22 protein-coding genes, 1 tRNA gene and 1 pseudogene are annotated in these 26,468 nt (G+C 65.2%); 9 read left to right on the plus strand and 15 right to left on the minus strand.

Annotated features, from left to right (window positions below):
• Window positions 1-266 precede the first annotated feature (266 nt).
• The 6 genes and pseudogenes from IB243_RS17730 to IB243_RS17750 all read right to left on the minus strand — a co-directional run bounded on the left by IB243_RS17730 (window position 267) and on the right by IB243_RS17750 (window position 5,382).
• Window positions 267-575, minus strand: coding sequence for a DUF736 domain-containing protein (locus IB243_RS17730; RefSeq protein WP_192428562.1), 309 nt, complete (start codon window positions 573-575; stop codon window positions 267-269).
• Between the two features lie 384 nt (window positions 576-959).
• Complete coding sequence (locus IB243_RS27145) at window positions 960-1,217, minus strand: site-specific DNA-methyltransferase (protein WP_225585031.1); 258 nt, start codon at window positions 1,215-1,217, stop codon at window positions 960-962.
• 103 nt (window positions 1,218-1,320) lie between these two features.
• Window positions 1,321-1,698: pseudogene (locus tag IB243_RS27485) on the minus strand (DNA methyltransferase); the annotation flags it as partial.
• 24 nt (window positions 1,699-1,722) lie between these two features.
• Complete coding sequence (locus tag IB243_RS17740) at window positions 1,723-2,187, minus strand: thioesterase family protein (RefSeq protein ID WP_192428563.1); 465 nt, start codon at window positions 2,185-2,187, stop codon at window positions 1,723-1,725.
• 246 nt (window positions 2,188-2,433) lie between these two features.
• On the minus strand, window positions 2,434-4,449 hold the full coding sequence (locus IB243_RS17745; RefSeq protein WP_192428564.1) for a ParB/RepB/Spo0J family partition protein: 2,016 nt from the start codon (window positions 4,447-4,449) through the stop codon (window positions 2,434-2,436).
• A 96-nt stretch (window positions 4,450-4,545) separates the two neighbouring features.
• Window positions 4,546-5,382: a DUF932 domain-containing protein gene (locus IB243_RS17750; RefSeq protein WP_192428565.1), complete on the minus strand. Its 837-nt coding sequence runs from the start codon at window positions 5,380-5,382 to the stop codon at window positions 4,546-4,548.
• Window positions 5,383-6,082: 700 nt separating this feature from the next.
• Between IB243_RS17750 and IB243_RS17755 the strand changes: the two genes are divergently transcribed.
• Window positions 6,083-6,280 carry a hypothetical protein gene (locus IB243_RS17755; protein WP_192428566.1) on the plus strand — a complete coding sequence of 66 codons (198 nt, stop codon included), beginning with the start codon at window positions 6,083-6,085 and terminating at the stop codon, window positions 6,278-6,280.
• A 230-nt stretch (window positions 6,281-6,510) separates the two neighbouring features.
• Here the strand turns inward: IB243_RS17755 and IB243_RS17760 are convergent.
• From IB243_RS17760 to IB243_RS17770, 3 genes are all read right to left on the minus strand, one after another.
• Window positions 6,511-6,587 (minus strand) — tRNA-Val (locus IB243_RS17760).
• A 112-nt stretch (window positions 6,588-6,699) separates the two neighbouring features.
• Window positions 6,700-8,913, minus strand: a complete 2,214-nt coding sequence (locus IB243_RS17765) for a bifunctional (p)ppGpp synthetase/guanosine-3',5'-bis(diphosphate) 3'-pyrophosphohydrolase (RefSeq protein WP_057270983.1) — start codon at window positions 8,911-8,913, stop codon at window positions 6,700-6,702.
• Complete coding sequence (locus tag IB243_RS17770; protein WP_192428567.1) at window positions 8,910-9,881, minus strand: alpha/beta fold hydrolase; 972 nt, start codon at window positions 9,879-9,881, stop codon at window positions 8,910-8,912. Before IB243_RS17770 ends, IB243_RS17765 begins: the two co-directional genes overlap by 4 nt.
• A gap of 117 nt (window positions 9,882-9,998) precedes the next feature.
• Here IB243_RS17770 and IB243_RS17775 point away from each other — a divergent pair, with 117 nt between their 5' ends.
• A complete protein-coding gene (locus tag IB243_RS17775; RefSeq protein WP_192428568.1) occupies window positions 9,999-10,781 on the plus strand; it encodes a 3-hydroxybutyrate dehydrogenase in 783 nt (260 codons plus the stop codon).
• Between the two features lie 162 nt (window positions 10,782-10,943).
• Here IB243_RS17775 and IB243_RS17780 read toward each other — a convergent pair whose 3' ends face one another.
• The gene (locus tag IB243_RS17780) at window positions 10,944-11,657 is read right to left on the minus strand and encodes an SIMPL domain-containing protein (RefSeq protein WP_192428569.1); all 714 of its coding nucleotides are present in this window, start codon (window positions 11,655-11,657) and stop codon (window positions 10,944-10,946) included.
• Between the two features lie 217 nt (window positions 11,658-11,874).
• On the opposite strand from IB243_RS17780, the gene ompR reads away from it, so the two are divergent.
• On the plus strand, window positions 11,875-12,606 hold the full coding sequence (ompR, locus tag IB243_RS17785) for a two-component system response regulator OmpR (RefSeq protein ID WP_010460834.1): 732 nt from the start codon (window positions 11,875-11,877) through the stop codon (window positions 12,604-12,606).
• Between the two features lie 19 nt (window positions 12,607-12,625).
• Window positions 12,626-14,164, plus strand: a complete 1,539-nt coding sequence (locus IB243_RS17790) for an ATP-binding protein (protein WP_082606731.1) — start codon at window positions 12,626-12,628, stop codon at window positions 14,162-14,164.
• A gap of 137 nt (window positions 14,165-14,301) precedes the next feature.
• On the opposite strand, the gene gudD is transcribed toward IB243_RS17790, so the two are convergent.
• The 3 genes from gudD to kdgD all read right to left on the minus strand — a co-directional run bounded on the left by gudD (window position 14,302) and on the right by kdgD (window position 17,681).
• The gene (gene gudD / locus IB243_RS17795; protein WP_192428570.1) at window positions 14,302-15,654 is read right to left on the minus strand and encodes a glucarate dehydratase; all 1,353 of its coding nucleotides are present in this window, start codon (window positions 15,652-15,654) and stop codon (window positions 14,302-14,304) included.
• A 45-nt stretch (window positions 15,655-15,699) separates the two neighbouring features.
• Window positions 15,700-16,674, minus strand: a complete 975-nt coding sequence (locus IB243_RS17800) for a tripartite tricarboxylate transporter substrate binding protein (RefSeq protein ID WP_192428571.1) — start codon at window positions 16,672-16,674, stop codon at window positions 15,700-15,702.
• 95 nt (window positions 16,675-16,769) lie between these two features.
• Window positions 16,770-17,681, minus strand: a complete 912-nt coding sequence (gene kdgD, locus IB243_RS17805; RefSeq protein ID WP_192428572.1) for a 5-dehydro-4-deoxyglucarate dehydratase — start codon at window positions 17,679-17,681, stop codon at window positions 16,770-16,772.
• A 322-nt stretch (window positions 17,682-18,003) separates the two neighbouring features.
• On the opposite strand from kdgD, the gene IB243_RS17810 reads away from it, so the two are divergent.
• Both IB243_RS17810 and IB243_RS17815 read left to right on the plus strand, forming a co-directional pair.
• Complete coding sequence (locus IB243_RS17810; protein ID WP_192428573.1) at window positions 18,004-18,558, plus strand: hypothetical protein; 555 nt, start codon at window positions 18,004-18,006, stop codon at window positions 18,556-18,558.
• A gap of 124 nt (window positions 18,559-18,682) precedes the next feature.
• Window positions 18,683-19,726, plus strand: a complete 1,044-nt coding sequence (locus IB243_RS17815) for a LacI family DNA-binding transcriptional regulator (RefSeq protein WP_192428574.1) — start codon at window positions 18,683-18,685, stop codon at window positions 19,724-19,726.
• 47 nt (window positions 19,727-19,773) lie between these two features.
• Here IB243_RS17815 and ispF read toward each other — a convergent pair whose 3' ends face one another.
• Window positions 19,774-20,253 carry a 2-C-methyl-D-erythritol 2,4-cyclodiphosphate synthase gene (ispF, locus tag IB243_RS17820; RefSeq protein ID WP_192428575.1) on the minus strand — a complete coding sequence of 160 codons (480 nt, stop codon included), beginning with the start codon at window positions 20,251-20,253 and terminating at the stop codon, window positions 19,774-19,776.
• A 97-nt stretch (window positions 20,254-20,350) separates the two neighbouring features.
• Window positions 20,351-21,271 carry a 2-C-methyl-D-erythritol 4-phosphate cytidylyltransferase gene (locus IB243_RS17825; protein ID WP_140426119.1) on the minus strand — a complete coding sequence of 307 codons (921 nt, stop codon included), beginning with the start codon at window positions 21,269-21,271 and terminating at the stop codon, window positions 20,351-20,353.
• 100 nt (window positions 21,272-21,371) lie between these two features.
• On the opposite strand from IB243_RS17825, the gene mfd reads away from it, so the two are divergent.
• From mfd to IB243_RS17840, 3 genes are all read left to right on the plus strand, one after another.
• A complete protein-coding gene (gene mfd, locus IB243_RS17830) occupies window positions 21,372-24,848 on the plus strand; it encodes a transcription-repair coupling factor (protein ID WP_192428576.1) in 3,477 nt (1,158 codons plus the stop codon).
• A 77-nt stretch (window positions 24,849-24,925) separates the two neighbouring features.
• Window positions 24,926-25,606 carry a hypothetical protein gene (locus IB243_RS17835; protein ID WP_192428577.1) on the plus strand — a complete coding sequence of 227 codons (681 nt, stop codon included), beginning with the start codon at window positions 24,926-24,928 and terminating at the stop codon, window positions 25,604-25,606.
• Window positions 25,590-26,360 (plus strand): alpha/beta hydrolase, encoded by a 771-nt coding sequence (locus IB243_RS17840; protein ID WP_192428578.1) that lies wholly within the window; start codon window positions 25,590-25,592, stop codon window positions 26,358-26,360. Before IB243_RS17835 ends, IB243_RS17840 begins: the two co-directional genes overlap by 17 nt.
• Window positions 26,361-26,468: the final 108 nt, after the last annotated feature.

A 26,468-nucleotide genomic window follows, 5' to 3' on the forward strand; every position in this document is an offset into this window, starting at 1 on the left:
GGCATAGCCGGAGACGCACATCTCAGCAGAACCACAGAAACGCTTCTACAGAAGGCCACAGTCCTGCAAACCCCACACGACAGATCTACAGAAACACGCACAGCAGCAAATCCACAGATCCGGACATACGACCATCCGCCAAAACGGATTCCCGCTTTGACGCAGACCCAGACAGCCGCAGGCCAGGCCCGCCCGTCTGCGATCTTCCAATATGCCCCAAGCAATGAACCACAAAGCGCCCCGCCGCAGCGGGGCGCCGGGCGACGTCAGTCGCCCTTGCTGCGCGTCCAGATCAGGTTGTGCGCTCCGTCCTCGCCCTCGACCATTCGGGCATAGAGGGTAGCGGGGAATGACGGGTCATCCAGGGTTACGGACAAGTAGGGACGCTCCGCCTTGCTGACTTTCTTCCAGGCGGCGCCGATCTCCAGGCCATTGCCGGCGACGACGCGGTAGTCGGGGGCGTTCTCGCTTGCCTTGTCGCTGGGCACGAGGCGGACCTTGACGTTGAGCGTCAGGGTGCGCACCGTGCCGGTGAAGCTGTTGTTTTGTACGGTGAAGGTGCCGATGTTGGCCATGATGAAGTCCTTTCGAGGTTGTCCAGGTCGCGCCCATCGCGGCCTTGGCGTGATCCGATCGGAGAGGGTCGGGCGCGCCGCACCCCCAGCGAAGCGGGGCCGCAGCACAGCGAAGGACCGGAAGGAACGAGAAATTTGCCTCGCGAGGAATCCGCGCAGCGGAGGGGAAATTTCTCGTTCCGCACGGTTGCGGCGAACAAGCCCGAGGCGGTGCCAACGCAGTGCCGCGCCGCCGTGCCCGCGCCAGGATTCACGACCCATACAAGGCCGCTGTGGGGGTGATCCTGTGTCGAAAGGATGCATGGCCCCAGCACCCGGTCACCGCGCCGCTGCAGGATCTCTGGCACGGTTCCCGAACCGATCCACGCCAGCCGTCATCGACCGTCAGGCACCAGGCAACTCGCGTTGCGACAGCCGCTCCACGATGCGCTGGCACTGCTCCTCGCGGAGTTCAATGCCGACGGAACGGCGGCCCGTCTTCCTGGCCACGGCCAGTGTGGTCCCGCTGCCCGCGAAGCAATCCACGACCAGTCCACCGGGCGGCACGCTGTACTGGATCAGCGGGACGACGATGGCTTCGGGCTTCTGGGTCTCGTTGACGGCGTAGCCGTGACAGCTGCGCGCAAAGATGATGCTCTCCATGAGCTTCGGCCCGCCGTCTTCGCTGACATAGACGCATGTCTCCCATGCCGCCCCATTGCGTGGGGCGGCTCTTGCGGCGCAGGACACGGGCCGTGGCGTCCAGGGTCACTTGAGGCTCTTTGTGGATGTCTCGCCAGTTGCCCTGGTAGAAATGCAGCGCCAACTCATGAATCCGGCGAAACCGGTCCGCGAAAGCGTTCGAGCCGTTGTGCTTCTCCCACACGATGTCCTGCGAGAGATGCCAGCCTTGGAAGTCCGCCGCGCGATCCATGAACATGCGCGTCGAGCCAAAGCACCACATCTGCTTCGCGACAGCCATCGCCAGGGTCGGCCATCCCTGCGGCCATCGATCCCACACCAGGCTGGTCTCTGCATAGGGCGGATCGGTCACGATGGCATCTGCCTGCGGCAGGAGCGGTAGCAACGCCTCCGCACGGCCGTGATACAGGGTGACGTCGTCGTCCTGGTAGTACGGACGCATGGTCACGCCCCCACGCTCTGAACGCTACTGCGGCAAATCTGCCGCTGGGGGCTCCTGCCGTAGCGCAGCGACCTTGGCCGCAATGCGCGACTCCATGGCCGCCCTTTCCGCCGCCACGAGGGTCACGGTTGCCTCACATACAAGCTCGTGCGCGTCGTGGGCCTCGACACGGAACGTAGCGCTCCGCTCGCCCAGTCGTTCAACCCATCCGCGCAATCGCAGTGGTGAGCCGGGCGGGATGGGCGCCCGATGATCAATGCGGATTGTTCGGCCGACCACCACTTCTGCAGCATCGACATGCAACTGCATTTCACGGATGCAGATGGATTCAATGACAGCCACCAAGTATCCGGTGGCCAGACATTCGATCAGCCGCTCTGCGTACCCGCTTCCGTGAGGAAGCCGGGCAAAGAGCGACTTTGCCGTCTGATCGGCGGGCACGGTGTAGGACTCTTCGAAGAATATTTCGCTGACGCCTTGGTGGTTCATGGGGATGGGTGTCCGGGTGCGTTGTCGCAGTCAGATCAACGCGCAGGATGGCGGGTGATCGGTGCCGCTCGATGCTCTCGTCTCCCATGGGTACTCCCAACCCGCCGCAGCGAACAGAGGCGTATCGCCACATCCAGGACACCGAAGTGGTGCGAATCCCGGAAGTTCAAACGCGCGCGGCAGACCTGCCGCGCGCGTTGCGCCGATTCCCCAAAAAGCCCCGACCCGAAGGTAGGGGCTTCATGCTTACGCGGTTGCGTGCTCATCCTCCTGGACTTCCGCGTCGGCACAACCATCGCCCTCCGGAATGGCCTGCGTTTCAGCGACTGTTTCCGGCATCCGGAACATCAAGGGCAACCAACCCGTTCCCACCACCAGCCGCTCTGCCTCGCTCGCAATCTCCGCCTTCTTGAGCTTGCCCAGCCGGTTCACCTGGTCGGGCGCGAACACCTGCACCGCCTCCAGCGTCTTGGCTTTGGAGACATGCACGAAGTAGCCCGCAGCGGTCGGTGTCCACCAGTCGTGCATGTCGAGGTTCACAGCCTGCGCGAGCGCGGCGGCGGGCACTTCTTCCTCCTGCGAGGCCAGCACGCTGACTGTGGAGGCCACGCACACCGCCAACAGCGACAGCAGTTCCTGCTGCGGGAAGGCCAGCAACTCAGCGAACAGGGAATCTGGGTCCTCGGGCAGGCGGTCGGCCCACGCCTGCCGCACCTTGAGCATGCCCACTGCAGCCGGAGCCTCGTCCATGTCCGGCGCATGCAACCCCAGGCCATCCTGCGGCGTGGCGCTGACCCCGACAGGTGATCCACCCGTGCCGTAGCTGTCCACGATCACGCGTAGCGCAAGGCGGTGCACCAGGGCCACCAGCGCAACCTGCGGATGCCGCGCCACCTCGGCCTGCAGGGCAGCCGTGCGGTGCGCGCTCAGGCGCTTCGCAAGCTTCTCCGAGATACCGGGCTTGGCCGGTTCGTCGCTGTCGGCATCCGGGTTGCCCCCCGCCCCGCCCCCTTCCTGCCGCGCCTGCTCTCGCAATGCCTTGGCCTGATCCTCGCGCAGCAGTCCGCGATGCACCACAACACCGCCCATGTGATCGACCGTCACCACGGCCCCAGCCATCGCAATTACTGTGGATGGGTACTCGACCAGCTTCTGCTCGATGGCGTCCAGTTCGTTGCCGAGGGCGTCCATCTCGTCCTGCAGGGCCTGGGCCTGCTCGTCAGTCATTTCTTCGTTCTCGTCGTCCAGTTGCTCCTGCAGCTTCGCTTGCTGTTCCTCCAGCTTGGCAATGCGCTTGGCCTCGGTCTTGTTGGGTTCGCGGCGCGTGCAGCGAGCCCGCTGGAACTGGTACAGATCGGAAGACGTGGCGCGGGGCGCGGCATCCACCCAGGCCCATCCCTCGGCCCGCACCTGCTCGACGGTCGGTGCAAGCTTGTCACGCGCCAACGCATCCACCAAAGCGCTATCGGCAAGGAACACGCCGTTCTGCTCGTCCGAAAACAGGTCGCGGCGCACACCGCCGCCCGCCTGCTCGTACGCCTCAACCCCTACAAAGCGCACCACCGCATCGCGGCTGGCGTCGATTTCCTCGCTCGTCAGGTGGTCGCGCAGCGCCTCGGGGCTACGCTGCCATTGCGGGGATTCATAGAACGCGGCTTCCTGCGCCGCATGGTCGTCGGTGATGGCCAGCGCCATCAACTGCTCCAGCGTTACCGCCTGATTCCCGAAGTCCGCCAGCAGGCGCGGCGAGACGTTGGCAAGCTTTAAGCGCCGCTGCACCACCAGGGGTGTCACACCGAAGTCAGCGGCAATATCCTCCACTGGACGCCCCTCGGCCACAAGGTCTTTCCATGCGAACAGTTCCTCGATGGGAGACATGGCCTCTCGCTGCACGTTCTCGGTCAGACTCACGGTGCGAGCCGCATCGTCCTGCACCAGCAGGCAGTGCACCTCATGGTCTTTCGCCAGCTTGCGGCGCTTGACCAGCAGCTTGAGCGCGGCCAGACGGCGGCGCCCGGCCACCACTTCGAAATGCTCGCCATCAGGCGCGGCCACCACGGTGAGGTTTTGCAGAAGTCCCACGCGGGCGATGCTGGCTGCGAGTTCGGGGATCGAAGTACCGCCGCTTTTGCGTACGTTGCGGCTGGAGGGCCGCAGCTTGGACAGCGGGATCAACAGCAGGCGCTGGGGGGTGTCGCTGCCTGTGGCGATGGCATCGGCTGCAACGATGGCGGTGGTTTCAGAAAAGGTCGTGTTGTTCATGATCTGGCTCCAATCGGAAAGTTGGAAAGCACAAAGGCGTAAAACAGGAAATGAAAAGAAGTGGATTGAGGGAGGGGCTGCGCCCCTCCGCTGCGTTCAGGCCTTGAGCTGGCGCATACCATCCGCCAGCAGCCACAGGGCGCGGTTCAGGCGCAGGTTCTGGTCGATGCCCTGCACGGGCCGCGTCTGCTGTTTGCGGCCATTGGCAGCGCGTGCACGCAGACCACCCTTGATGAGGTTTTCTTGGGTGCGGTTAAACACGCTCCACAGGTCGCGCCGGTCGTCGTCCGTGCGGCGGGGCATCAGGATTTGCGACTCCGTGATGGGCGCGGGCTTGACTGGGTCGTCGTACTTGAGGGACAAGGCTGCGCGGGCGAACACATCTGATTCCCCGGAATCGAGCGTGACGGCCTGCATGGATTCACGTGATGCCTGGGCCTGCACAAAGCCCTGCAGCACGGAATAGGCTCCCTCGATGACCTGCCCCGCCACGTCGCCCTTGTGGGGCACGCGCACATCGGCCACGGTGTCTCCGCACACCAGCCCGTTGTGGAACACGAAGCGGAACATGCCCGCCAGCATCTGGTAGCTGCTGGTGCCGTCATGGGAATTGAGCAGGATGATTTCATTGGCCTCGCGGCCATTGATCTGGCTGGCATGGCGCAGCCGCAGCATGTGCTTGGTGAAGTCGCGTCGCCCTTGCTGACGCACACGGGTCTGGCAGACCATGAAGGGCTGGAAGCCCTCCCCTCTCAGCTCCTGCAGCACAGTGGCAGTGGGGATGTAGCTGTAGCGCTCGGAACGGCTGCCGTGAGGAGACTGCGCGAAGATGGACGGGGCTACTGCCCTGATCTGGTCGTCCGACAAGGGCTGTTCGGAACGCAGCACCGGGGATTGCGGTGCAAAGCGGGATAAGCGGGATGCGAGTTGCATGGTGATTTCTCCTGACGAAGTTGGCTGTTGAAGAAAAGCCTCACCGGATTCCTAGATTCAGAGCCCTGTTCGGGCTTCCGGTGGGGTCGGCACGAGGAACCCGGTTGGCCTCGTTGCCACCGTCTTTCCTGAGTTCATCGCCCGCAGCCAAAGGAGCGCGCGCCGGGGTGCCGTCAAGGAAGAAGCGCCAGGAGTGGTGCGGCCCGCAGCCGAAGGCGAGGACACGGCCTGGCGCGCCTTGACGGCACCCCGGCGCTCGCTACGGTCGCGAAGAAGGTGATGAGGGAAGGAAAGACGGCTGAACAGGCACAGGCCCGCCATGCACGCCGACTCCACGCAAGCGAAAGCGCGCAGCGACGCAGGCGCGAAGGCCGATCCGGCACGGCTGGTTAGGCAGTATCTAAAGGGGCGCCAAGCGCAGTGCGGCGGGGATGGGCTGACCAGCCGATCCCCTGGAGGCAAGCGCAGCGCGCAGGCCTGGCTCAACGAGGCGAGCCAAAGGCGTAAGCCGAGCAAAGCGAGGGAACGATGGAAGCCCGACGAGGCGAGACGCCAAGGGCTGGCTTGATGCGCAAGCACGACAGCGCGGCCGACCGTGACCACGGGCCGGAGACGCACAGACCTGAATCCCCCTCAAAGGAGAACGCCATAGCCCCGGGGAAAGTAGAACATCGCTCACTTGGGCACAATGACACCTGCCATGGAAATCCAAGAATTGCATGACGATGAACTGATGGCCCAGGCCCGTGAGTGGCGGCTGCGGGCGCTACGCGGAGAAAAGGAAGCACGCGGTATGGCGCACGAGCTAGAACGCGAAGTGCGCCGGCGATTTGGGAACCCAAAGACCGATGAGCAGCACTCCCTCAAAGAGATACGTGCGCTGGCACAACTCCGCTGAGAGCTCAGTGGCACTGAAACACCCCCGAGACAAGAAAGCTTGATACGGCGACAACGCAGCCCGGAGTCTCGGAGAGATGGGCAGCAAAGCAGAGCATGCGGGCGCAAAGGTGCCCCAATACGCCCGGCAAGGGCTATTTTTGTTTCCGTACTTTTTCCGTACGCACAAACAAAAACGCCCGCTTGTTAGCGGGCGCTTCTGCTACAAGCCCTGGTTTAGCTTGCGATGTTTGGTAGGCGCGATTGGACTCGAACCAACGACCCCCACCATGTCAAGGTGGTGCTCTAACCAGCTGAGCTACGCGCCTGTCGTTGTTTAGCTTTCGATTATAGCCATAAAAATCGAGGCTCCATTCAAAATAGAACACTACATGGCAAAGACTGCCTGCGGCGCGCTGCCCATCCCCCTGAAGCAGAAATTCAGCGCCTGCGCGCGGAGCGCACTCCAGACACGCCAGCCACAATGCCCAGCACCTTGTTCAGGCGGCCCGAGTCAGCCACTTCCACCGTGAAGGTCATCCACGCCGTGCCTTTCACCGACTGGGTCTGCACGCCGATCACATTGGTCTTCTCGCGCGCAAACACTTCGGAGATGTCGCGCAGCAGGCCCTGGCGGTCGGCGGCTTCCACAGCGACGTCCACGGGGTACACGGCCGCAACCGCCGCCGACTTGGAGGCGCCCCACTCCACCTCGATGACGCGTTCGCCGCTGCGTGCCGCCATTTCCCGAAAGTTGCTGCAGTCGGCCCGGTGCACGCTCACGCCCTTGCCACGCGTGACAAACCCACGGATCAGATCAGGGGGAGCGGGTTTGCAGCACTTGGCAAGCTGGGTCATTAGCGAATCGATGCCCACCACCAGCACACCGCCCTTGGGGGCGGCATCGTTGGTGCGTGTCTTCTTGAGCAGCAGGTAGTCGTCGGGCTGCAGGACCGGCTCGGGCGGGCGCAGCACCGTTTCGATGTTGCGCAGCGAGAACTCGTCCTTGCCCACCACCTCAAACAAAGCATCGGCGGACTTGAAGCCCAGCTGCACCGCCAGGTCATCCAGTTTGACGGAGGTCTTGCCCTCGCGCTGCAACAGCTTTTCGACCGCCTCGCGGCCACGGGCCACGGTTTCATGGGTGGCCTGGGCGTTGAACCAGGCGCGCACCTTGGCCTTGGCGCGGTTGCTGGTGAGGTAGCCCAGCTCGGCATTGAGCCAGTCGCGCGAAGGGCGGCCCTCCTTGACGGTGGAAATCTCCACCGTCTGCCCGTTTTGCAGCGGTGTGTTGAGCGGCACCATCGCGCCATCCACTCGGGCGCCCCGGCAGCGGTGCCCCACACTGGTGTGCACGGCATAGGCAAAGTCCACCGGTGTAGCGCCCTGGGGCAGCTCCACCACGGCGGCGTCTGGGGTCAGCACATAGATACGGTCTTCAAACAGGCCCCGGTTGGGCAAGGCGCCCGAGAGATCGCGCTCCCAGGCCAGCAACTGGCGCAGCACCGCAATCTTGGCGTCGTATTCGCCCGTGGCCGAAACCCCTGCATAGCCCTTGCTGCCCGCCTCCTTGTAGGCCCAGTGCGCCGCAACGCCATGTTCGGCATGGTCGTGCATGGCCTGGGTGCGGATCTGGATCTCGATGGGTTTGCCGTGGTCGTCGCGCACGATGGTGTGCAGCGACTGGTAGCCGTTGGGCTTGGGCTTGGCGATGTAGTCGTCAAACTCTTCCACGATGGGCTTGAACTGCTCGTGCACCCAGCTCAGGGCGGCATAGCAGTCCTTCACTGTGGGCACCACCACGCGCAGCGCACGGATGTCGAACACCTGGTCAAAGTTGAGCGACTTGCCGCGCATCTTCTTGACAATGCTGTAGATGTGTTTGGGGCGCCCCTGCACGCTGGCGCTGATGCTGCGCGCGCGCAGGTCAGCTTCGAGCCGGGCGCGCAGCTGCTCCATGTACACCTCGCGCTCGCCGCGCTTTTCATCCAGCAGGCGAGCCACTTCCTTGTAGGTGTCGGGCTCCAGGAAGCGGAACGACAGGTCCTCCAGCTCCCACTTGACCTGCCAGATGCCTAAGCGGTTGGCCAGCGGCGCAAACACCTGCAGCGACTCGCGCGCCAGGCTGGGCGATACCGGGCGTTTGCTCGCCGCATGAAAGCGCAGCGTCTGCAGGCGCGAGGCCAGGCGCAGCATCACCACACGCAGGTCGCGCGAGAAAGCGAGCAGCATCTTGCGCACGTTCTCGGTCTGCACAGCAGGGTCTTCCAAGTGCTCGGCGGTGCGGGCCTGCTGCTGCACGCGCATGAGCTTGGTGGTCTCTACCGCCAGTGCTGCAAAATTTGCGCCGAAGGCCTTGGCAATCACCTCTTCGGGCTTGTTCAGGTGGATGCATGCATGCACCAGATAGCTGGCGGCCTGCATGGCCTCCGAGCCGCCAATGCCCTTGAGGATGGCAGCCACGGCATCGGCGTGGGCCAGCGTGTTTTCGCCGGAATCCAGCGTTTCGCCGGCCATCAGGGGTTCAGCAAAGGCTCGCGCACGCGACAGCGCGTTCACCTGCTCGGGCAGCGTGTGCGCGGTGGCGGCAATGAGCTGGGGGACGGCGTCGGCCTGAGGGGTGTGGGACGCCTGTGCGGGAGGGTAGGTTTTCATCCGGCCACAGCACCTTCCGCCGTCAGCAGGAAGCCCGTGACCGCAGCCACCTGATCGACCGCCACCAGCGTGGGCGCATGCCCTACACCTTCAAATTCGACCACTTGCGCGCCGGGCCCACGCTGCGCCATGGCCAAAGCGGTTTCACGCGACAGCAGGTCCGACTGCGCACCGCGCAGCAACAGGGTGCGCGCCGTGATGTGGTCATACAGCTGCCACAGCATGGCCTCGCCCGCCACAGCAGACTCTTGCGTCAATGTCTTGAACGGTACAGCGATGGCGGGGTCGTAGTGCAGCGTGATGCCGCCACCGGCAGCTTCCGGCACCGCGCGCACCATGGCGCGCGACAAATCCAGCCACTGCTCGGGCGTGTGGGGGCCAAAACTGCTGGAGATAGCCCACATGGCATCAGCCGCTTGCTGCAGCGATTCAAACCGCGCCAGTTGCCCCAGGTACAAGCCGATGCGCTGCAGGGCCTCCCACTGGATGACGGGACCCACGTCGTTGAGCACCAGCCTGCGCACGGGCACCGGCAAGGGCAAACCTGGCTGCCCCACGATGGCCAAGCCGATCAGCCCGCCCATGCTGGTACCCACCCAGTCGAGGGTGGTGATAGGCGCTTGCTGGTGCAGTTGGGCCAGCAGGGCCAGCATGTCGGCGGCGTACTGGGGAATCTGGTAACCCATCGGGTCGGCAAGCCAATCGCTCTGACCGCGCCCGACCACGTCGGGGCAGATCACACGGGCATGCTGGCTCAACGCACGCGCCAGGCTGTCGAAGTCGCGCCCCTGGCGCGAGAGGCCATGCACACAGACCACCACATGGGGATGCGCCGGGTTGCCCGTGGCATTCCACTCCCAATACGCCATGCGGTGGTGTGTAGCCTCGGATGTGGAAGAGTTACCGGAAGACACCACAGGCGCCCCGGGGCCAGGGCACAGTACGTAGTTCAGCGTAGGTTCAATCATGGGTGCGAAATCCGGGGGGCAGCGCTTGATAATGCAAGTGAAAGTCGGCTCGCATTGCCAGGCCATGCAAGCCGACTTTTCCTTGCGTTGCATCGTAATTCATTCGGAGAGACTCTCATGCTGAAAGGCAAAACTGCACTCGTCACCGGCTCCACCAGCGGCATTGGCCTTGGCATCGCCAAGGCGCTGGCCCGCCAGGGTGCCAACATCGTGCTCAATGGCTTTGGTGATGTGGATGGCCCCCGCGCCGAGGTGTTGGCGGCTGGCGAAGCTGCTGGTGCCAAAGTGGCCTACCACGGTGCGGACATGAGCCGCGTGTCCGACATCGAAGACATGATGAAGTACAGCGCCACGCAGTTTGGGCGCGTGGACATTCTGGTGAACAACGCAGGCATCCAGCACGTGGCCAATGTGGAGGACTTCCCCGTGGAACGCTGGGACTCGGTGATCGCGATCAACCTCACAAGTGCCTTTCACACCTCGCGCCTGGCGCTGCCGGCCATGAAAAGCGCCGACTGGGGCCGCATCATCAACCTGGCTTCGGTGCACGGCCTGGTGGGCTCGGCACAGAAGGCCGCGTACGTGGCGGCCAAACATGGCATCGTGGGTCTGACCAAGGTCACCGCGTTGGAGAACGCCACCAGCGGCGTGACCTGCAACGCCATCTGCCCCGGCTGGGTGCTGACACCCCTGGTACAAAAGCAGGTGGATGCCAAGGCGGCCGAACACGGCCTGTCGAACGAAGACGCCAAAAAACTGCTGCTGGGCGAAAAGGAGCCCTCCATGCAGTTCACCACGCCCGAAGAACTGGGCGAACTGGCCGTGTTCTTCTGCTCCCCCGCCGCCAACAATGTGCGTGGCGTGGCATGGAACATGGACGGCGGCTGGGCAGCGCAGTGAAGGCAACAACCCCCTGAGCGGCTGCGCCGCATACGCGGCTTGGCGGCCCTTGCACGGCACCTGCTGGGCGGGGCCGTGCCAGTTCAGGCGCTGCAGGAAACTATAAAATTGATAGCTACCAGCGCTTGTCGAATAAGCGCTGGAGGCCAATTTTTCTAAAAATCAGCGCATCTGTACGGAACCCGACACGTTCACGATAACCTGGGCCTTGCCCGCCTCGACCGGCACGGCGGAATCGGAGAACGAGCCCGCCTTGGCCTCCATGGCCATCATGCGCGGACGGGGGCCAGGCACCATCTCGTTGCTGTTCACCGCCACCTCGCGCAGGCTGTAGTTGCTGAAACCAAAACCCTTGGCCAGCTCGGCAGCGCGGGCCTTGAACTGCTCGATGGCCTGGGTCTGGGCCTCGCCCTCCACCTTGGCCCGGGCCTCGCGCGACAGGCCGAAAGCGACATTGCTGATGGCCAGGGTCTGGATCTTTCCGGCCGTGGCCGTGATGCGCGCGAAGTCGCGGCCTTCCAGCACCAGCTCGGCACGGCCCTGCCAGCCGTTGATCTTCCCATCCTTGCCATAGCGCGGGTACAGCCCGAACGGGCCGGTACGCACATCCAGCTGGCCCGGCTGAGCGTTGCGCTTGGCTTCGGCCAGGGCGGCGTCCAGCGCCTGCTTGAGTTGTGCCTGCACCGTGGCAGCGTCGGCGGCTTCCTTGCTGGTAGCCAGATTGAGCACCAGCAGATCCTGCTGCACTTCCACCGTGCCCGTGGCCGACAACTGAACGATGTTGCGCAGTTCGGTGGTTGGTGAATTTTGTGCAAAAGAGGCTCCAGCGCATGCAATCAATGCGCTGAAAGCTATCAATTTAGTAGTAATTTTCATCACAAAGGTGTCCTTGATATCGGTGCACGATCCGGGGCCGGGCCATGCGGGGCACCACCTTAACCGCACTGCCCGCCCACTGCGATGAAGCCCCTCCACCGCGCGTGCGAAGCTGGGCAAAACTTGTAACAGTTGGTCAAACCTGCCCCCAAAACCCGAACTTCGGCGTTCCAAGTGGTCAGAATCGGCTCTGTTACAAATTGGACTTGGGATCAAGATGGCCACAACAACCAATCGCACCGACAAAGTTCTGGTGGTGGACGACGATGCACGAATCCGTGATCTGCTGCGCCGCTACCTCACGCAGGAAGGCTTTGAAGTCATGGTCGCCGAAGACGGCAAGGCGCTCAACCGCCTGCTGCTGCGCGAGACCGTGGACATCATCGTGCTCGACCTGATGATGCCGGGCGAAGACGGCCTGTCCATTTGCCGCCGCCTGCGTGCCGCCAATGACCGGACGCCCATCATCATGCTCACCGCCAAGGGCGAGGACGTGGACCGCATCGTGGGCCTGGAAGTGGGTGCCGACGACTACCTGGGCAAGCCGTTCAACCCCCGCGAACTGCTCGCACGCATCCACGCTGTGCTGCGCCGCCGCCCCGCGCAGGAAGCGCCTGGCGCACCGTCGGGCGACAACGAGGTCGTGACCTTCGGTCCCTTTACCTTCGACCTGGGCACCCGCGCACTGCAGCGCAATGGCGAAGAGTTGCCCCTGACCACCGGCGAATTTGCCATGCTCAAGGCACTGGTACGCCACCCGCGCCAGCCCCTGTCGCGCGAAAAGCTGGCCCTGCTGGCCCGTGGCCGCGAATTCGAACCGTTTGACCGCAGCCTGGACGTGCAGGTCTCGCGCCTGCGCAAGCTGGTGGAAGTGGATGCAGCCGCACCGCGCTACATCCAGACCGTGTGGGGAGTGGGCTACGTGTTCGTGCCGGACGGAACCAGCTGACCGATCTCTCCTTGCCTGTATGCACAATTCCGACGGCAATCCGAGGTCGAGATCATCATCGTTCCGGCAGTCCGTGACCGCTTCCCCCGACGCCACCAGCCCCGCCCCTCTGGAGTCCTTGAGACAGGCTCGGGAGCAGCGGGCGCGTGTGGGCCTCAATCTCTTCTGGCGCACTTTCTTTCTGCTGGCACTGCTGCTGGTGGGCAGCATTCTGGCGTGGCTGCAAACTTTGCGGGCGCTGGAGTTCGAACCGCGCACCCTCCACACCGCGCAGCAGATCGCATCGCTGGTGAACCTGAGCCGCGCGGCGCTGGTGCATTCCGACGCCATTGCCCGCGTGTCGCTCATCAAGACCATGGCCGACCAGGAAGGCGTGCGCATCCTGCCGCGTGAACCACGCGACAAGTTCGAGCTGCTGGAGGGCACGGCCCTGGGCAACCGCCTGACCGACGAACTCACGCAGCGCCTGGGGCCCGACACCATCGTGGCGCAAAACGTGAATGGAGAGACCGGCCTGTGGGTCGGCTTCAACATCAATGGCGACCCCAACTGGCTGCTGATGGACCGTTCACGCTTCAGCCCGGCGGGCGGCCGCACCTGGCTGATCTGGCTGATCACGGCGGGGGCGCTGTCATTGGCGGGCGCTGCGGCCATTGCGCGGCTGATCAACCGGCCGCTCAAGCAACTCTCTTACGCCGCCAACCGCGTCAAGGACGGCGACTTTGCAGCCAGTCACCTCGACGAAGAAGTGGTGACCAGCGAAATCCGAGAAGTGAATATCGGCTTCAACCGCATGGCACAAAAACTGGCCAAGCTGGAGCAAGACCGCGCCGTGATGCTGGCTGGCATTTCGCACGACCTGCGCACGCCGCTTGCCCGCCTGCGGCTGGAAACCGAGATGAGCGTGACCGATGAAGTGGCGCGCGAGCACATGGTGGCCGACATCGTTCAGCTTGATGCCACGATCGACAAATTCCTCGACTACGCACGGCCCGACCACGTCACACTGACACCCGTCAACCTGCATGCCGTGGTGTCGTCTTGCGTCTATGCCGTGCAAGACCATCGCGAACTGCAGATCACGATGTCCGTGCCCGAAGACCTCAATGTGCTGGCCGACGAAGTGGAACTGGCCCGCGTCATCTCCAACCTGCTTGAGAACGCGCGGCGCTACGGCAAGGCCGAGGACACGGGTATCACCAACGTGGACATTGCCGCCAAAGGCCGCGAGAACTGGGTGCTGATCAAGCTGCGCGACCATGGCCCCGGCGTGCCGCCCGAGCAATTGTCGAATCTCACCAAGCCCTTCTTTCGCGGTGACTCCGCGCGCACCGCAGCGGCAGGCGCGGGGCTGGGGCTTTCCATCGTGGACAAGACCGTGCAGCGCATGGGCGGCATCTTTGCGCTGGCCAACTCCAGCACGGGCGGCCTGGTGGCCCACCTGCAACTGCAGCGCGCTACCGACTTGCCCGATGGCGCGGACCCCAAGCAGAGACTGCAACGGCCCTCCATCAAACGCCAGTTGCCCCGACGCCGGGCCGAAGACCGGACGGCCTGAGCCGCCTTCTTCCCCCCAAAGCAAAAAGCCCCGGACTTCGGGGCTTTTTGCTTTGTACCAGCCCTGGGCTGGGGTGGCTCGTCACGCCTGGCTCAGCGTCTGGCCCGTGCCATGACAACGTGGCACAGGCTCAACGCTCAACGCACCATGCAAGGCGCCTTGTTGTTGAACTTCCAGCCCGGGATCAGGTACTGCATGGCGATCGCATCGTCGCGCGCGCCCAGGCCGTGCTCCAGGTACAGGCGGTGCGCCCGCTCGACCTCGTCCATGTCGAGCTCCACGCCCAGGCCGGGCTTCTTGGGCAACTGGATGAAGCCGTCCTTGATCTGAAACGGCTCCTTCGTCAGCCGCTCGCCGTCCTGCCAGATCCAGTGTGTGTCGATCGCCGTCACGCGGCCGGGGGCGGCGGCGCCGACGTGGGTGAACATGGCCAGCGAGACGTCGAAGTGGTTGTTCGAATGCGAACCCCAGGTCAGGCCGAAGGCCTGGCACATCTGCGCCACGCGCACCGATCCGGCCATGGTCCAGAAATGCGGGTCGGCCAGCGGGATGTCCACCGACTGCAGGGCCAGGCTGTGGGCCATCTCGCGCCAGTCGGTAGCGACCATGTTGGTGGCGGTGGGCAGGCCCGTAGCGCGGCGAAACTCGGCCATCACCTCGCGGCCTGAGAACACGCCTTCGGCGCCGCAGGGGTCTTCGGCATAGGCCATCACGCCACGCAGGTCGCGCGTGATGCGGATGGCGTCTTTCAGCAGCCAGCCGCCGTTGGGGTCCAGCGTCACCCGCGCTTCCGGGAAGCGCTCGTGCAGCGCGCGGATGGCCTCCACTTCTTCCTCGCCGCGCAGCACGCCGCCCTTGAGCTTGAAGTCGGCAAAACCGTAGCGCTCATAAGCTGCCTCGGCCAAGCGCACGATGCCATCGGCCGACATGGCCTTCTCGTTGCGCAGGCGGAACCAGTCGTTGTCGGCGCCGGGCTCGGTGCGGTAGGTCAGGTCGGTCTTGGCGCGGTCACCCACGTAGAACAGGTAGCCCAGCATCTGCACCGCATCGCGCTGCACGCCGTCGCCCAGCAGCGCAGCCACGGGCACGTTCAGGTGCTGACCTAGCAGATCGAGGAAGGCCGACTCCACCGCCGTCACGGCGTGAATGGTGATGCGCAGGTCGAAGGTCTGCAGGCCGCGCCCGCCCGCATCGCGGTCGGCGAACTGGGCGCGCATGGCGTTGAGCACGGCGTTGTGGTGGCCGATGGGCCGACCCACGATGAGGGGGCGCGCGTCCTCGATGGTCTGGCGAATCTTCTCGCCGCCGGGCACCTCGCCCACCCCGGTGTTGCCCGCGCTGTCGCGCAGGATGAGCAGGTTGCGCGTGAAGAACGGGCCGTGCGCGCCGCTCAGATTCATGAGCATGCTGTCGTGGCCCGCAACGGGCACCACGCGCAGCTCGGTGACGACAGGGGTGCTGGTGACCAACGGGGTAGAAGAGGCGTTCATGGTGTCGAGAATCAGGTTGGAAGGCGAAGGCGCCTCATGGAGAAATCAGTCGGCAGTGATCTTGCGGGTTTCGATGACCGTCTTCCAGCGCGCGAATTCGCGTGCCTGGTAGGCGGTGAAGGCTTCGGGCGTGCTGGCCACGATCTCCAGGCCCTGGTCGAGCATGCGCTTCTTCACCGCAGGGTCGTTCATGGCGGCGACGGCGGCGTCCGACAGCTTCTTCTTGAGCGCTGGCGGCAGGCCCTTGGGCGCGGCCATGCCCTGCCACGAGTAGACCTCGGCACCGGCCACGCCGGCCTCGGCCAGAGTGGGAACATCGGGCAGCACGGGGCTGCGCTTGTCGCCGGTGACGGCAATCGCATGCAGCTTGCCGGCCCGGATGTGCGCGAGCACCGCGTTCACGTTCTGGAACGAGAACTCCACCTGCCCGCCCAACAGGTCGTTGATGGCCGGTGCGCCGCCCTTGTAGGGGATGTGCAGGCCTTCGGTGCCGCTCTGCTGCCAGAACACTTCGGCCGAGAGGTGGTCCGACGAGCCGTTGCCCGAGCTGGCGAAGCTCACCTTGCCGGGGTTGGCCTTGAGCTGGGCGATCACTTCCTTGACGCTGCGCGCCTTCTGGTTGGGTGCGGCCACCAGCACGTTGGGCGCCTGCACGGGCACGGTGATGTAGTCGAAATCCTTGAGCGCGTCATACGGCACGCTCTTGAGCAGGTGCGGCGCAACGACAAAGGCACCCAGCGAAGACACCAGCAGCGTGTAGCCATCGGGCGCGGCGCGCTTCACCGCACCGGCACCCAGCGTGCCCGTGGCACCGGGGCGGTTGTCCACCACGAAGTTCTGGCCCAGCTTGTCCCCCATGTGCTGCGCCATGGCCCGGGCCACCATGTCGGTGGAGCCACCGGCCGGGAACGGCACGACGATGGTCACGGGCTTCTCGGGCCAGGGGATGGTCTGCGCCGTTGCGGCAAAGGCCAGGGTGCAGGCGCTGGCAACCAGCAGCAGTTGTTTCTTGAGGAACATGGCGGATGTCTCCGGAGGTGATGGGGGTGTTCGATGGCCCTCTTGTGGGGCCTTGTTCAAAGAGATACGCGGGGCAGACAGAGAGGGAGTAGTCCTTACTGCGGCCCAAGCTTCTTGATCAACGCGGCAAGCTCTTCCATCTCGCCGGGCTTCAAGTCCGTCAGCGGAGCCCGCACCGGGCCACCGTCGTGGCCCACAATCTTGGCGCCCGCCTTGATGATGCTCACGCCATAGCCTTCCACCCGGTTGCGAATCGCCAGGTAAGGCATGAAGAACTCCTTGAGCAACTTGTGCTGCGTGGCGATGTCGTCGCTGGCCACGGCCTTGTAGAACTCCATCGCCGTCTTGGGGATGAAATTGAACACCGCCGACGAGTACACCGGCGTGCCCAGCGCCTTGTAGGCCGCTGCATACACCTCGGCCGTGGGCAGGCCGCCCAGGTAGGAGAAGCGGTCGCCCATCTTCATGAAGATGGAAGACATGGTCTCGATATTGCCCACGCCATCCTTGAAGCCCACCAGGTTCGGGCAGCGATCGGCCAGGATGGCCAGGGAATCGGCCGTCAGCTTGGTGCGGTCGCGGTTGTAGACGATCACACCAAACTTCACGCTCTTGCAGACCGCAGCCACATGCTCGATCAAACCCTCTTGGCCCGCTTCGGTCAGGTAGTGGGGCAACAGCAGGATGCCGTGGGCGCCCAGGCGCTCGGCCTCCTGGGCATGGGCGATGGCGGTGCGCGTGGGGCCACCGGCACCGGCAATGATGGGCACCTTGCCGCGGCAGGTATCCACGGCGGTCTTGATGACCTGACCGTACTCGGGGCCGGACAGCGAGAAGTACTCGCCCGTGCCGCCGGCGGCGAACAGGGCGCTGGCGCCGTAGGGGGCCAGCCACTCCAGGCGCTCGATGTAGGTCTTGGGGCGGAATTCACCCTGCTCGTCGAAGTCCGTGATGGGGAAGGACAGCAGGCCGGAGCCCATGATGGATTTGAGTTCTTGCGGGTTCATGGTCATTCAGTCAGATCAACAGGTCAGGGGTCACAAACGAACGGGAACCAACGCAATAGAACCGATTCCGCGAAAATCAAGAGGTCATACAAGCCGCTTATCCCAGGAGCCTGGGCACGTAAACAGCCTCTGAACCTCATTTCAAAACCTGTTAGCAACAGCAGATATGTCAAATGTTAACGTTAACAAATCAATCATACATAGTGGATAACCCTATGTCATGCGATAACTAAAGCCATGCCGGTGGCTCGTTCATGGAGCTTTCGCGTGATCGGGCCTGCGGTCTGCGTTACGCTCGGCTTGAATCAGCACACCCCAGCCCATGAGCATCCACACGCAGTTCTCCCTTCTCAGATTGCAAGGCGAACCTCTGCCGCAGGACCTTGCGGTCCTTGTCCTGCATCAGGAGGAACTGCAGCGCCGTACGGGCGTCCGCATGAGCGCAGAACCCCAGTGGGCGCCATGGCTAGACACCAGCTACCTGACTGAAGCCGAGCGGACTGACCCCGAGATTGCGGCAAACATCCGGGCCATTGCCGAGGTCTGCCGCCACGTTGCCTTTGTGGTGGCCGATGATGAAGGCAACTATTTTGGCTACTGGCGTGGGCCGTCGTTGAAGCCCATTGCTGAAAGCGTGGTGGTGCAACTGGACAGCGAAGGGCAGTTCTCGTTGTGCGGAACTTCAAACATCGCTGGCGCCATCCTGACCCAGTGCTGCTACGGCGGGACATTCGACGAGACCCGCCAGTGGTTCCTGCGTCTGGGCCTGACCGCCCTGCCCACTTACCCCTATGACCTTGGCAATCCGCAGGTCACGCCCACCCCGACCGCCTTGCACCAACAATTGTTCGAGGCCTATCTGCACGAAGCCAGGTAGCTCCACAACGCAAGGGGGCGTTTTCCGAAACACCCTGGTGGCGGTCTGGAGGCTTTTTACGGCGACCTCGGTCACCGATTGGGGGTGCGGTCTTGAAGGCCTTTGCCTTATATAGACTCGACGCATGCCGCTTAACCCCTCCAGCCCCCGCGCGTCCGCATCGTCAGCCACCCGCGACCGGCCCGTAGTGACGCTGCGCGAGGTGGCAGAACAGGCGGGGGTGTCGATGATCACCGTGTCCCGCGCGATCAATACGCCGAACCAGGTGTCGGAGCCTACGCGCACCCGGGTGCAGGCAGCGGTCTCCAGCCTGGGATATGTGCCCAATCTCATTGCAGGGGGCCTGCGTTCAGCACGCAGCCATCTGGTCACGGCCCTCGTGCCCACCACCACGGGGCAGCTGTTCGGCGAGATGGTCCAATCGCTCACCGATGCCCTGGAGCTGCGTGGCTACCAGGTGATGCTGGGCCAGGTGGGCTATGCACATTCGCGTGAAGACGAACTGCTGCGCGCCATCGTGGGCCGCAGGCCCGATGGCATTGTGCTCACCGGCATCATGCATTCCCCAGAGGGGCGGCGCCTGCTGCAGGCCTCCGGCATCCCCGTGGTGGAAACCTGGGACTTCACCCCCACCCCCATCGACATGCTGGTCGGGCTGTCGCACGAACAACTGGGCGCCGCCGTGTGCAAGCACCTGCATGCCAAGGGACGGCGCCGGCTGGCGCTGCTCAGCGGAGACGATGAACGCGCCGCGCGGCGGCGCAAGGGTTTCTACGCCGAAGCGGACCGGCTGGGCCTGCGCGAGCCAGCGCTACAGCTGGAGAAGTCTCCCACATCCCATACCGAAGGGCGTGCAGGCCTGGCCGCATTGCTGGCGGTGCAACCAGATATCGACGCTGTGTTCTGCAGCTCCGACATGCTGGCCCTGGGGGCGCTCACCGAAGCGCATGCGCGCGCAATGGCAGTCCCCGACCAATTGGCCGTCGTCGGTTTTGGAGACTTGGAGTTCGCCCAGACCGTGATCCCGAGCCTCACCACCGTGCGCATCGACGGCACCCGCATGGGCCAAACGGCGGCAGGCTTCATTGCCGATCGTGCCGAAGGCAAGCCAGTGGCAGAGCCTGTGGTGGACATCGGTTTTTCGATCATTGAGCGCGAGAGCACCTGAACCCCTCTGTGGGATCTTCGCCGCCAGTCACGGCAGCGTGAGCACGGTCACACGGTGTAGATCAGCACCGCAGCCCGTGCCTCCATCGCCAGCCCCTGCCCCACAGGCCCCAGGCGCTCGGCCGTCTTGGCTTTCACATTGACCTGCCCCTCGGCGATGCCCACGGCACGTGCAATGGCAGCCCGCATGCCGGGAATGTGCGCGGCCAGACGCGGTGCCTGCGCGACCACAGTGCTGTCGATATTGCCGATTTCGTACCCGGCCGCACGCACGCGCCGCGCGGCCTCCGCCAGCAAGACGCTGGAATCGGCGCCACGAAAGGCTGCGTCGGTGTCGGGGAAATGGCTGCCAATGTCGCCCAGGGCCGCTGCGCCCAGCAGCGCGTCGGTAATCGCATGCAACAGCACGTCGGCGTCCGAGTGGCCGAGCAGACCCATGGGGTGGGCAATCTCCACGCCACCAATCACCAGACGGCGGCCGGGGACCAGTGCATGCACATCCCAGCCTTCACCAATCCTGAAATTCATCCGTTTGCCTTTGTTTGTGGGTGCCTTGCGGCGTTGTGTTGCCTTGCGCCCCTGACTGCGCCGTGAGGCCGGGGTCGACGAACCGGAGGAAACGGTTCTAAAACAGATTCTTCTTGCCAGGGGCGGTGGTCACCTGGCCCCGGTCGCCACCAAAACGCTCCAGCGTCGTTCCGTGCGCACGCGCAGCAAGCACGGCGGCAGCCAGCGCGAAATCGTCCGGGTAGGTGACCTTGAAGTTTTGCGCCCCTCCCTGCACCAGGCGCGGGTGCAGGCCCATCGCCTCCATGGCGCTGGCCTCGTCCGTCACGTTGGAACCCACCTTGTCCATGGCATCCATGAGCGGCCCGATGCGGAACATCTGCGGCGTCTGCGCAAGCCATTTGTCACTGCGATCCACCGTGGAAGCCACACGCACGCCGCCCGGGCCATCGATGGAGGTCTTGAGCGTGTCGGCCAGCTTGTGGGCCAACAGCCCCCCCACGCTGTCGCCAGCACACTGGTCAATGAGGTGGTCGATCTGGTCGGCGGTCACCAGGCAGCGCGCCGCATCGTGCACCAGCACCCAGTCATCACGCAGCGCACCCCGCTCCAGCAGGGCCCGCAGACCGCCCAGCACTGTGTCAGCACGTGTCGGACCACCACACTCCACCACAAAAAACGCTGGGTGCGCATGTGCATCCAGAAACCGGTCGCCAGGGGCCACCGCGACCAGGGTGCCCAGCAGGCGCCCCACGCCGGCAAAAGCCGCCAGCGTGTGCAGCACCATGGGCTGCCCCGCCACCAGGTGGTACTGCTTGGGCAGGGGTGCCGGGGCCGTGGTTGGCGCAGCGTCCACGGCCGAGAAAGCGGCCAACGTCGATGTCAATGGCACAGCATTGCCTGAAGCCGGCGCCGGGGCCATCAAAGCGGCGCCAGCCGGAACAGCACGCGAGCCCATGCCGGCGCAGGGCACCAGCGCCCAAAATCGCCCGTGGGCAGACAAAGGAGCGAGCGGGGGGTGCAACAAGGGAGCAGTCATGGATCGCTCATTCTAAAATCTCCCGTTGCCTACCCATCCAGCCCGTGCGCGTTTTGCGCCCCTGGGGATGCGGCGGGCCCAGACGACACACACCGTCCGCATGGAACTGCCCAAACTCTCCCCCGGAAAACGCTTCACCCTGCCCCGCCCCGTGGGCAGCGCAGATTCGCTGCTGCTGGCCCGCCTGGCCGAGCGCGACAAGGCCGCAGGGCGCACCACCGCCATCGTCACGGCCGACGCCACCGATGCGCAGCGCCTTATCGAGGAAATGGCGTTCTTCGCGCCCGGGCTGCGCTGTGCGCTGTTCCCGGACTGGGAGACGTTGCCGTACGACACGTTCTCGCCGCACCAGGATTTGATCAGCGAGCGGCTGGCCACGCTTTGGCGCATCAGCCAAAAAGACAAGGACACTGGTGCCGACGTGGTGCTGGTGCCTGCCACCACGGCGCTGTACCGGCTGGCGCCGCCGTCCTTTCTGGCGGGGTACACCTTCCACTTCAAGGTCAAGCAAAAGCTCGACGAGGCGAAGTTCAAGGCGCAGCTCACGCTGGCAGGCTACAGCCACGTCTCGCAGGTGGTCAGCCCCGGCGAATACGCGGTGCGCGGCGGGCTGATCGACCTGTTCCCCATGGGCTCGCTGGTGCCCTTCCGGGTGGACCTGTTCGACGACGAGATCGACAGCATCCGCACGTTCGACCCCGACAGCCAGCGCAGCCTGTACCCCGTGCCCGAGGTGCGCCTGCTGCCCGGCCGCGAGTTCCCCATGGACGACGACGCGCGCGCCAAGTTCCGCAGCCGCTGGCGCGAGATGCTCGAGGGCGACCCGACCAAGAGCCGCATCTACAAGGACATGGGCTCGGGCGTGGCCACCGCCGGCATCGAGTACTACCTGCCGCTGTTCTTCGACGAGACGGCCACGGTGTTCGACTACCTGGGCGGCGAGGCCACCGTGGTGCTGCACGGCGACCTGGAGCCCGCCTTCCAGCGCTTTTGGCAGGACACGAAAGACCGCTTTCGCCTGGTGCAGGGCGACCCCGAGCGCCCCGTGCTGCCGCCCGAAGAGCTGTTTCTCTCGGCCGACCAGTTCTACACGCGCGCCAAGGAGCATGCGCAGCTGTCCATCCGCCCCGGTGTGGAAGACATCGCCGACAACCCGCACTTCCAGAAGCTGGGCGACCTGTCGGTGGTGCGCGGCGCCGAAGACCCGCTCTCCCGGCTGCACGCCCACATCCGCAACACCCAGCACCGCGTGCTGCTGCTGGCCGAGAGCGCCGGCCGGCGCGAGAGCCTGCTCGACTTTCTGCGCGCGAGCGGGGTGAACCCGCCGGCCTTCGATTCGCTGGCCGAGTTCCAGGGCACGGCCGACGAAAAGGTGGGCATCGCCACCGCGGGCCTCACCGTGGGCTTCAGCTGGATCGAGGACGGCATCGACTTCGTCACCGAGACCGAGCTGTTCGCCGCCGGCCCCACCACGCGCCGGCGCAAGAAGCAGGAGCAGGTGAGCGACGTCGAGGCCCTGATCAAGGACCTGGCCGAGCTCAACGTGGGCGACCCCGTGGTGCACAGCGCGCACGGCATCGGCCGCTACCGGGGCCTCGTCAACATGGACGTGGGCAACAAGAACCCCGACGGCACGCCCGCCATGCAGGAGTTCCTGCACCTGGAGTACGCCGACAAGGCCGTGCTCTACGTGCCCGTGAGCCAGTTGCAGCTGATCAGCCGCTACACCGGCGTGAGCGCCGACGAGGCGCCGCTGCACAAACTGGGCAGCGGCCAGTGGGAAAAGGCCAAGCGCAAGGCCGCCGAGCAGGTGCGCGACAGCGCGGCCGAGCTGCTCAACATCTACGCCCGCCGCGCGGCACGCGAGGGCCATGCCTTCCGCTACAGCCCGCAGGACTACGAGACCTTTGCCAACGACTTTGGCTTTGACGAGACCGCCGACCAGAACGCCGCCATCCACGCGGTGATCCAGGACATGATCAGCCCCCGCCCCATGGACCGCCTGGTCTGCGGCGACGTGGGCTTCGGCAAGACCGAGGTGGCGCTGCGCGCGGCCTTCGTCGCCGTCACGGGCGGCAAGCAGGTGGCCTTCCTCGCGCCCACAACCCTGCTGGCCGAGCAGCACTACCAGACCCTGGTGGACCGCTTTGGCAAGTGGCCGGTGAAGGTAGCCGAGGTCTCGCGTTTCCGTTCGGGCAAGGAGATCACCGCCGCCATCAAGGGCATCGGCGACGGCACGGTGGACATCGTGGTCGGCACGCACAAGCTGCTGTCTGAGTCCACCAAGTTCCACAACCTGGGCCTCTTGATCATCGACGAGGAGCACCGCTTCGGCGTGCGCCACAAGGAGCAGATGAAGGCCCTGCGCGCCGAAGTGGACGTGCTGACGCTGACAGCCACGCCCATCCCGCGCACGCTGGGCATGGCGCTCGAAGGGCTGCGCGACCTCTCGGTCATCGCCACCGCGCCGCAGCGGCGCCTGGCGATCAAGACCTTTGTGCGCAACGAGGGCACCGGCGTGATCCGCGAGGCGGTGCTGCGCGAACTGAAGCGCGGCGGGCAGGTCTACTTCCTGCACAACGAGGTGGAGACCATCGAGAACCGCCGCCAGAAGCTCGAAGAGATACTGCCCGAGGCCCGCATCGCCGTGGCCCACGGCCAGATGCCGGAGCGCGAACTGGAGCGCGTGATGCGGGACTTCGTGGCCCAGCGCTACAACATCCTCCTGTGCTCGACCATCATCGAGACCGGCATCGACGTGCCCACGGCCAACACCATCATCATGAGCCGCGCCGACAAGTTCGGCCTGGCGCAGCTGCACCAACTGCGCGGGCGCGTGGGCCGCAGCCACCACCAAGCGTATGCCTACCTGATGGTGCCCGACACCGAGGGCCTGACCAAGCAGGCCGCCCAGCGCCTCGATGCCATCCAGCAGATGGAAGAGCTGGGCAGCGGCTTCTACCTGGCCATGCACGACCTGGAGATCCGCGGAGCCGGCGAGGTGCTGGGCGAGAACCAGAGCGGCAACATGCTGGAAGTAGGCTTCCAGCTGTACAACGAGATGCTGAACGAAGCCGTCAAGGCGCTCAAGGCCGGCAAGGAGCCGGACCTGCTCAGCCCGCTGAGCGTCACCACCGACATCAACCTGCACGCCCCCGCCCTGCTGCCCGACGACTACTGCGGCGACGTGCACCTGCGCCTGTCGTTCTACAAGAAGCTGGCCACCGCCAAGACGCCCGACCAGATCGACGGCCTGCTCGAAGAGATCGTGGACCGCTTCGGCAAACTGCCGCCGCAGGCCCAGACCCTCATCGACGTGCACCGCCTGCGCGTGCTGAGCCAGCCCTACGGCGTGGTGAAGGTCGACGCCGCCCCGGGTGTGATCAACATCACCTTCAAGCCCCAGCCGCCGATTGACCCGATGCGCATCATCGAGCTGATCCAGAAGAACAAGCACATCAAGCTGGCGGGCAACGAGAAGCTGCGCATCGAGCGCGAATTGAAGGAGCCGAAGGACCGTGCCCAGATGGTGCGGGACATCCTGCGGTCGCTGGGGCAGCCGGTGGTTGCTGCCTAAAGGTTTTTGGATCAAATTGGCCTCTAGCGCTTATCCATAAATCGCTTCTAGCTATCAATAGCGTAGTAAACAGAACCATGTGGCTGGAAGCCGCCCTCGCCCTCGTCGCTCTGGTTGCCGCCCTGGCGGCGCGGCCCTGGCGCATATTGGCCAGCCGCAAGCCCCTGGCACCCGAGGCCTTTGGCACGCCATCTGCGTTGTGGACACCGCTGCTGGCCACGCTGGTGTTTCTGCCCTGGATGTGGGCCCTGCCCACGCTGCACCACATGCCGCTGCAACTGCAGTGGTCGGGCGCATGCCTGGTGCTGCTCATGCTGGGTTGGCCGCTGGCCGTGCCGACGTTGCTGGCGGTGGGCGCCATCGCGGCGCTGGTCTCACCCGGCCTAGGCGTGTGGGATGCACTGGGCATGGCCGTGTGGCAGGGCGTGGTGCCTGCCACGCTGGCGCTGCTGCTGGGGGTGGCGCTGCGCCGTCTGGCCGGGGCACGATCGCTTGCGGGCGTGCGCGCCTTCGTCTATGTGCTAGGGAGGGGCTTTCTGGGTACGGCGCTGTGCCTGTTCGCGGCAGGCACGCTGTCGCAATGGAACGGCCACACGCTGCCGGGCGTGGGTGGCCAGCTCTCGCTCGTGGCGCGCTGGCTGATGGCCTGGGGGGACGCGGTGGTCACCGGCATGCTGTGCGCGGTGTTCGTGGCGTTCAAGCCCGAATGGCTGGCTACCTGGTCGGACGATCTGTACCTCCATGGCGAAAAAAACTGACGCCCGGGAGGCAGCTGCGCCAGCCGCCGTGCGCACGGCTTTTACCGTGGCCTATGGCGCCCACTGGCTGCATGGCAGCACCTGGGGCCGCACGGCCGCTGCGGTGCCGCGCCTGGTGTCCCTGCACGGCGGCGGTGCGGCCACCGACCACCGGCGCATGGACTACCTGCTCCAGCCCCTGGCCGCCCAAGGCTGGGCCGGCTCAGCCTTCGACTTCGTGGGCCATGGCGCCACGGGCGGCAGCCTGCTGGGCTCCAGCCTGGCCGACCGCCAGGCCCAGGCGCAGGCCGTGGCGGACCATCTGGACCTGGGGGCAGCACGACCGCCCCTGGCCCTGATCGCCTCCAGCATGGGTGGCCACACGGCCTGCCAACTGCTGGATGCGCTGCGGCCCCGCGCCCTGGTGTTGTTCTGCCCCGCGGCCTACACGCCGGTGGCCGAGCACCAGCCCTTCGGTCCGGCTTTCCAGCAGACCCTGCGCACCACCACGGACTTCGCCGACGCTCTGGCCTGGGCGGCATTGCGGCGTTTTCGCGGCCGATTGCTGCTGGTCTGGGGTGCGCAGGATGTGGTGATCCCGCCCGCCGTCATCCAAGGCTACGGCCAGGTCGCCACCGCCGCACGCAGCGTGGATGTGGTCCAGTTGCCCGGCGCGGGCCACGCCCTGCACGCCTGGCTGCAGGCCCAGCCCGTGGCGGCCCTGGCGCTGCAGCAGCGCATCGCCGCCCTGCTGGCGGCGGCCGAGCAGGACTGAGCCGCCCGGCCCCTGCACCGGCCAAAACCGGCCCTGGGCCACGCCCGCCGAGACGGACACGGGACTTGTGGATGGCCCCGCATGGCACCGGGCCGGCGGGCACCTCTC

This window comes from Acidovorax sp. ACV01 (assembly GCF_014851495.1).
Lineage (GTDB): Bacteria > Pseudomonadota > Gammaproteobacteria > Burkholderiales > Burkholderiaceae_C > Acidovorax > Acidovorax radicis.

Excerpts from the sequence above, each read along its gene's own strand:
- ispF (WP_192428575.1), bottom strand. The coding sequence starts at position 20,253 with ATGAATTTCAGGATTGGTGAAGGCTGGGATGTGCATGCACTGGTCCCC.
- IB243_RS17750 (WP_192428565.1), bottom strand. The coding sequence starts at position 5,382 with ATGCAACTCGCATCCCGCTTATCCCGCTTTGCACCGCAATCCCCGGTG.
- IB243_RS17765 (WP_057270983.1), bottom strand. The coding sequence starts at position 8,913 with ATGAAAACCTACCCTCCCGCACAGGCGTCCCACACCCCTCAGGCCGAC.
- IB243_RS17740 (WP_192428563.1), bottom strand. The coding sequence starts at position 2,187 with ATGAACCACCAAGGCGTCAGCGAAATATTCTTCGAAGAGTCCTACACC.
- IB243_RS17770 (WP_192428567.1), bottom strand. The coding sequence starts at position 9,881 with ATGATTGAACCTACGCTGAACTACGTACTGTGCCCTGGCCCCGGGGCG.
- IB243_RS17730 (WP_192428562.1), bottom strand. The coding sequence starts at position 575 with ATGGCCAACATCGGCACCTTCACCGTACAAAACAACAGCTTCACCGGC.
- IB243_RS17780 (WP_192428569.1), bottom strand. The coding sequence starts at position 11,657 with ATGAAAATTACTACTAAATTGATAGCTTTCAGCGCATTGATTGCATGC.
- mfd (WP_192428576.1), top strand. The coding sequence starts at position 21,372 with ATGGAACTGCCCAAACTCTCCCCCGGAAAACGCTTCACCCTGCCCCGC.
- IB243_RS17800 (WP_192428571.1), bottom strand. The coding sequence starts at position 16,674 with ATGTTCCTCAAGAAACAACTGCTGCTGGTTGCCAGCGCCTGCACCCTG.
- kdgD (WP_192428572.1), bottom strand. The coding sequence starts at position 17,681 with ATGAACCCGCAAGAACTCAAATCCATCATGGGCTCCGGCCTGCTGTCC.
- IB243_RS17775 (WP_192428568.1), top strand. The coding sequence starts at position 9,999 with ATGCTGAAAGGCAAAACTGCACTCGTCACCGGCTCCACCAGCGGCATT.
- ompR (WP_010460834.1), top strand. The coding sequence starts at position 11,875 with ATGGCCACAACAACCAATCGCACCGACAAAGTTCTGGTGGTGGACGAC.
- gudD (WP_192428570.1), bottom strand. The coding sequence starts at position 15,654 with ATGAACGCCTCTTCTACCCCGTTGGTCACCAGCACCCCTGTCGTCACC.
- IB243_RS17755 (WP_192428566.1), top strand. The coding sequence starts at position 6,083 with ATGGAAATCCAAGAATTGCATGACGATGAACTGATGGCCCAGGCCCGT.
- IB243_RS17835 (WP_192428577.1), top strand. The coding sequence starts at position 24,926 with ATGTGGCTGGAAGCCGCCCTCGCCCTCGTCGCTCTGGTTGCCGCCCTG.
- IB243_RS17745 (WP_192428564.1), bottom strand. The coding sequence starts at position 4,449 with ATGAACAACACGACCTTTTCTGAAACCACCGCCATCGTTGCAGCCGAT.
- IB243_RS17825 (WP_140426119.1), bottom strand. The coding sequence starts at position 21,271 with ATGACTGCTCCCTTGTTGCACCCCCCGCTCGCTCCTTTGTCTGCCCAC.
- IB243_RS27145 (WP_225585031.1), bottom strand. The coding sequence starts at position 1,217 with ATGGAGAGCATCATCTTTGCGCGCAGCTGTCACGGCTACGCCGTCAAC.
- IB243_RS17790 (WP_082606731.1), top strand. The coding sequence starts at position 12,626 with ATGCACAATTCCGACGGCAATCCGAGGTCGAGATCATCATCGTTCCGG.
- IB243_RS17815 (WP_192428574.1), top strand. The coding sequence starts at position 18,683 with ATGCCGCTTAACCCCTCCAGCCCCCGCGCGTCCGCATCGTCAGCCACC.
- IB243_RS17840 (WP_192428578.1), top strand. The coding sequence starts at position 25,590 with ATGGCGAAAAAAACTGACGCCCGGGAGGCAGCTGCGCCAGCCGCCGTG.
- IB243_RS17810 (WP_192428573.1), top strand. The coding sequence starts at position 18,004 with ATGAGCATCCACACGCAGTTCTCCCTTCTCAGATTGCAAGGCGAACCT.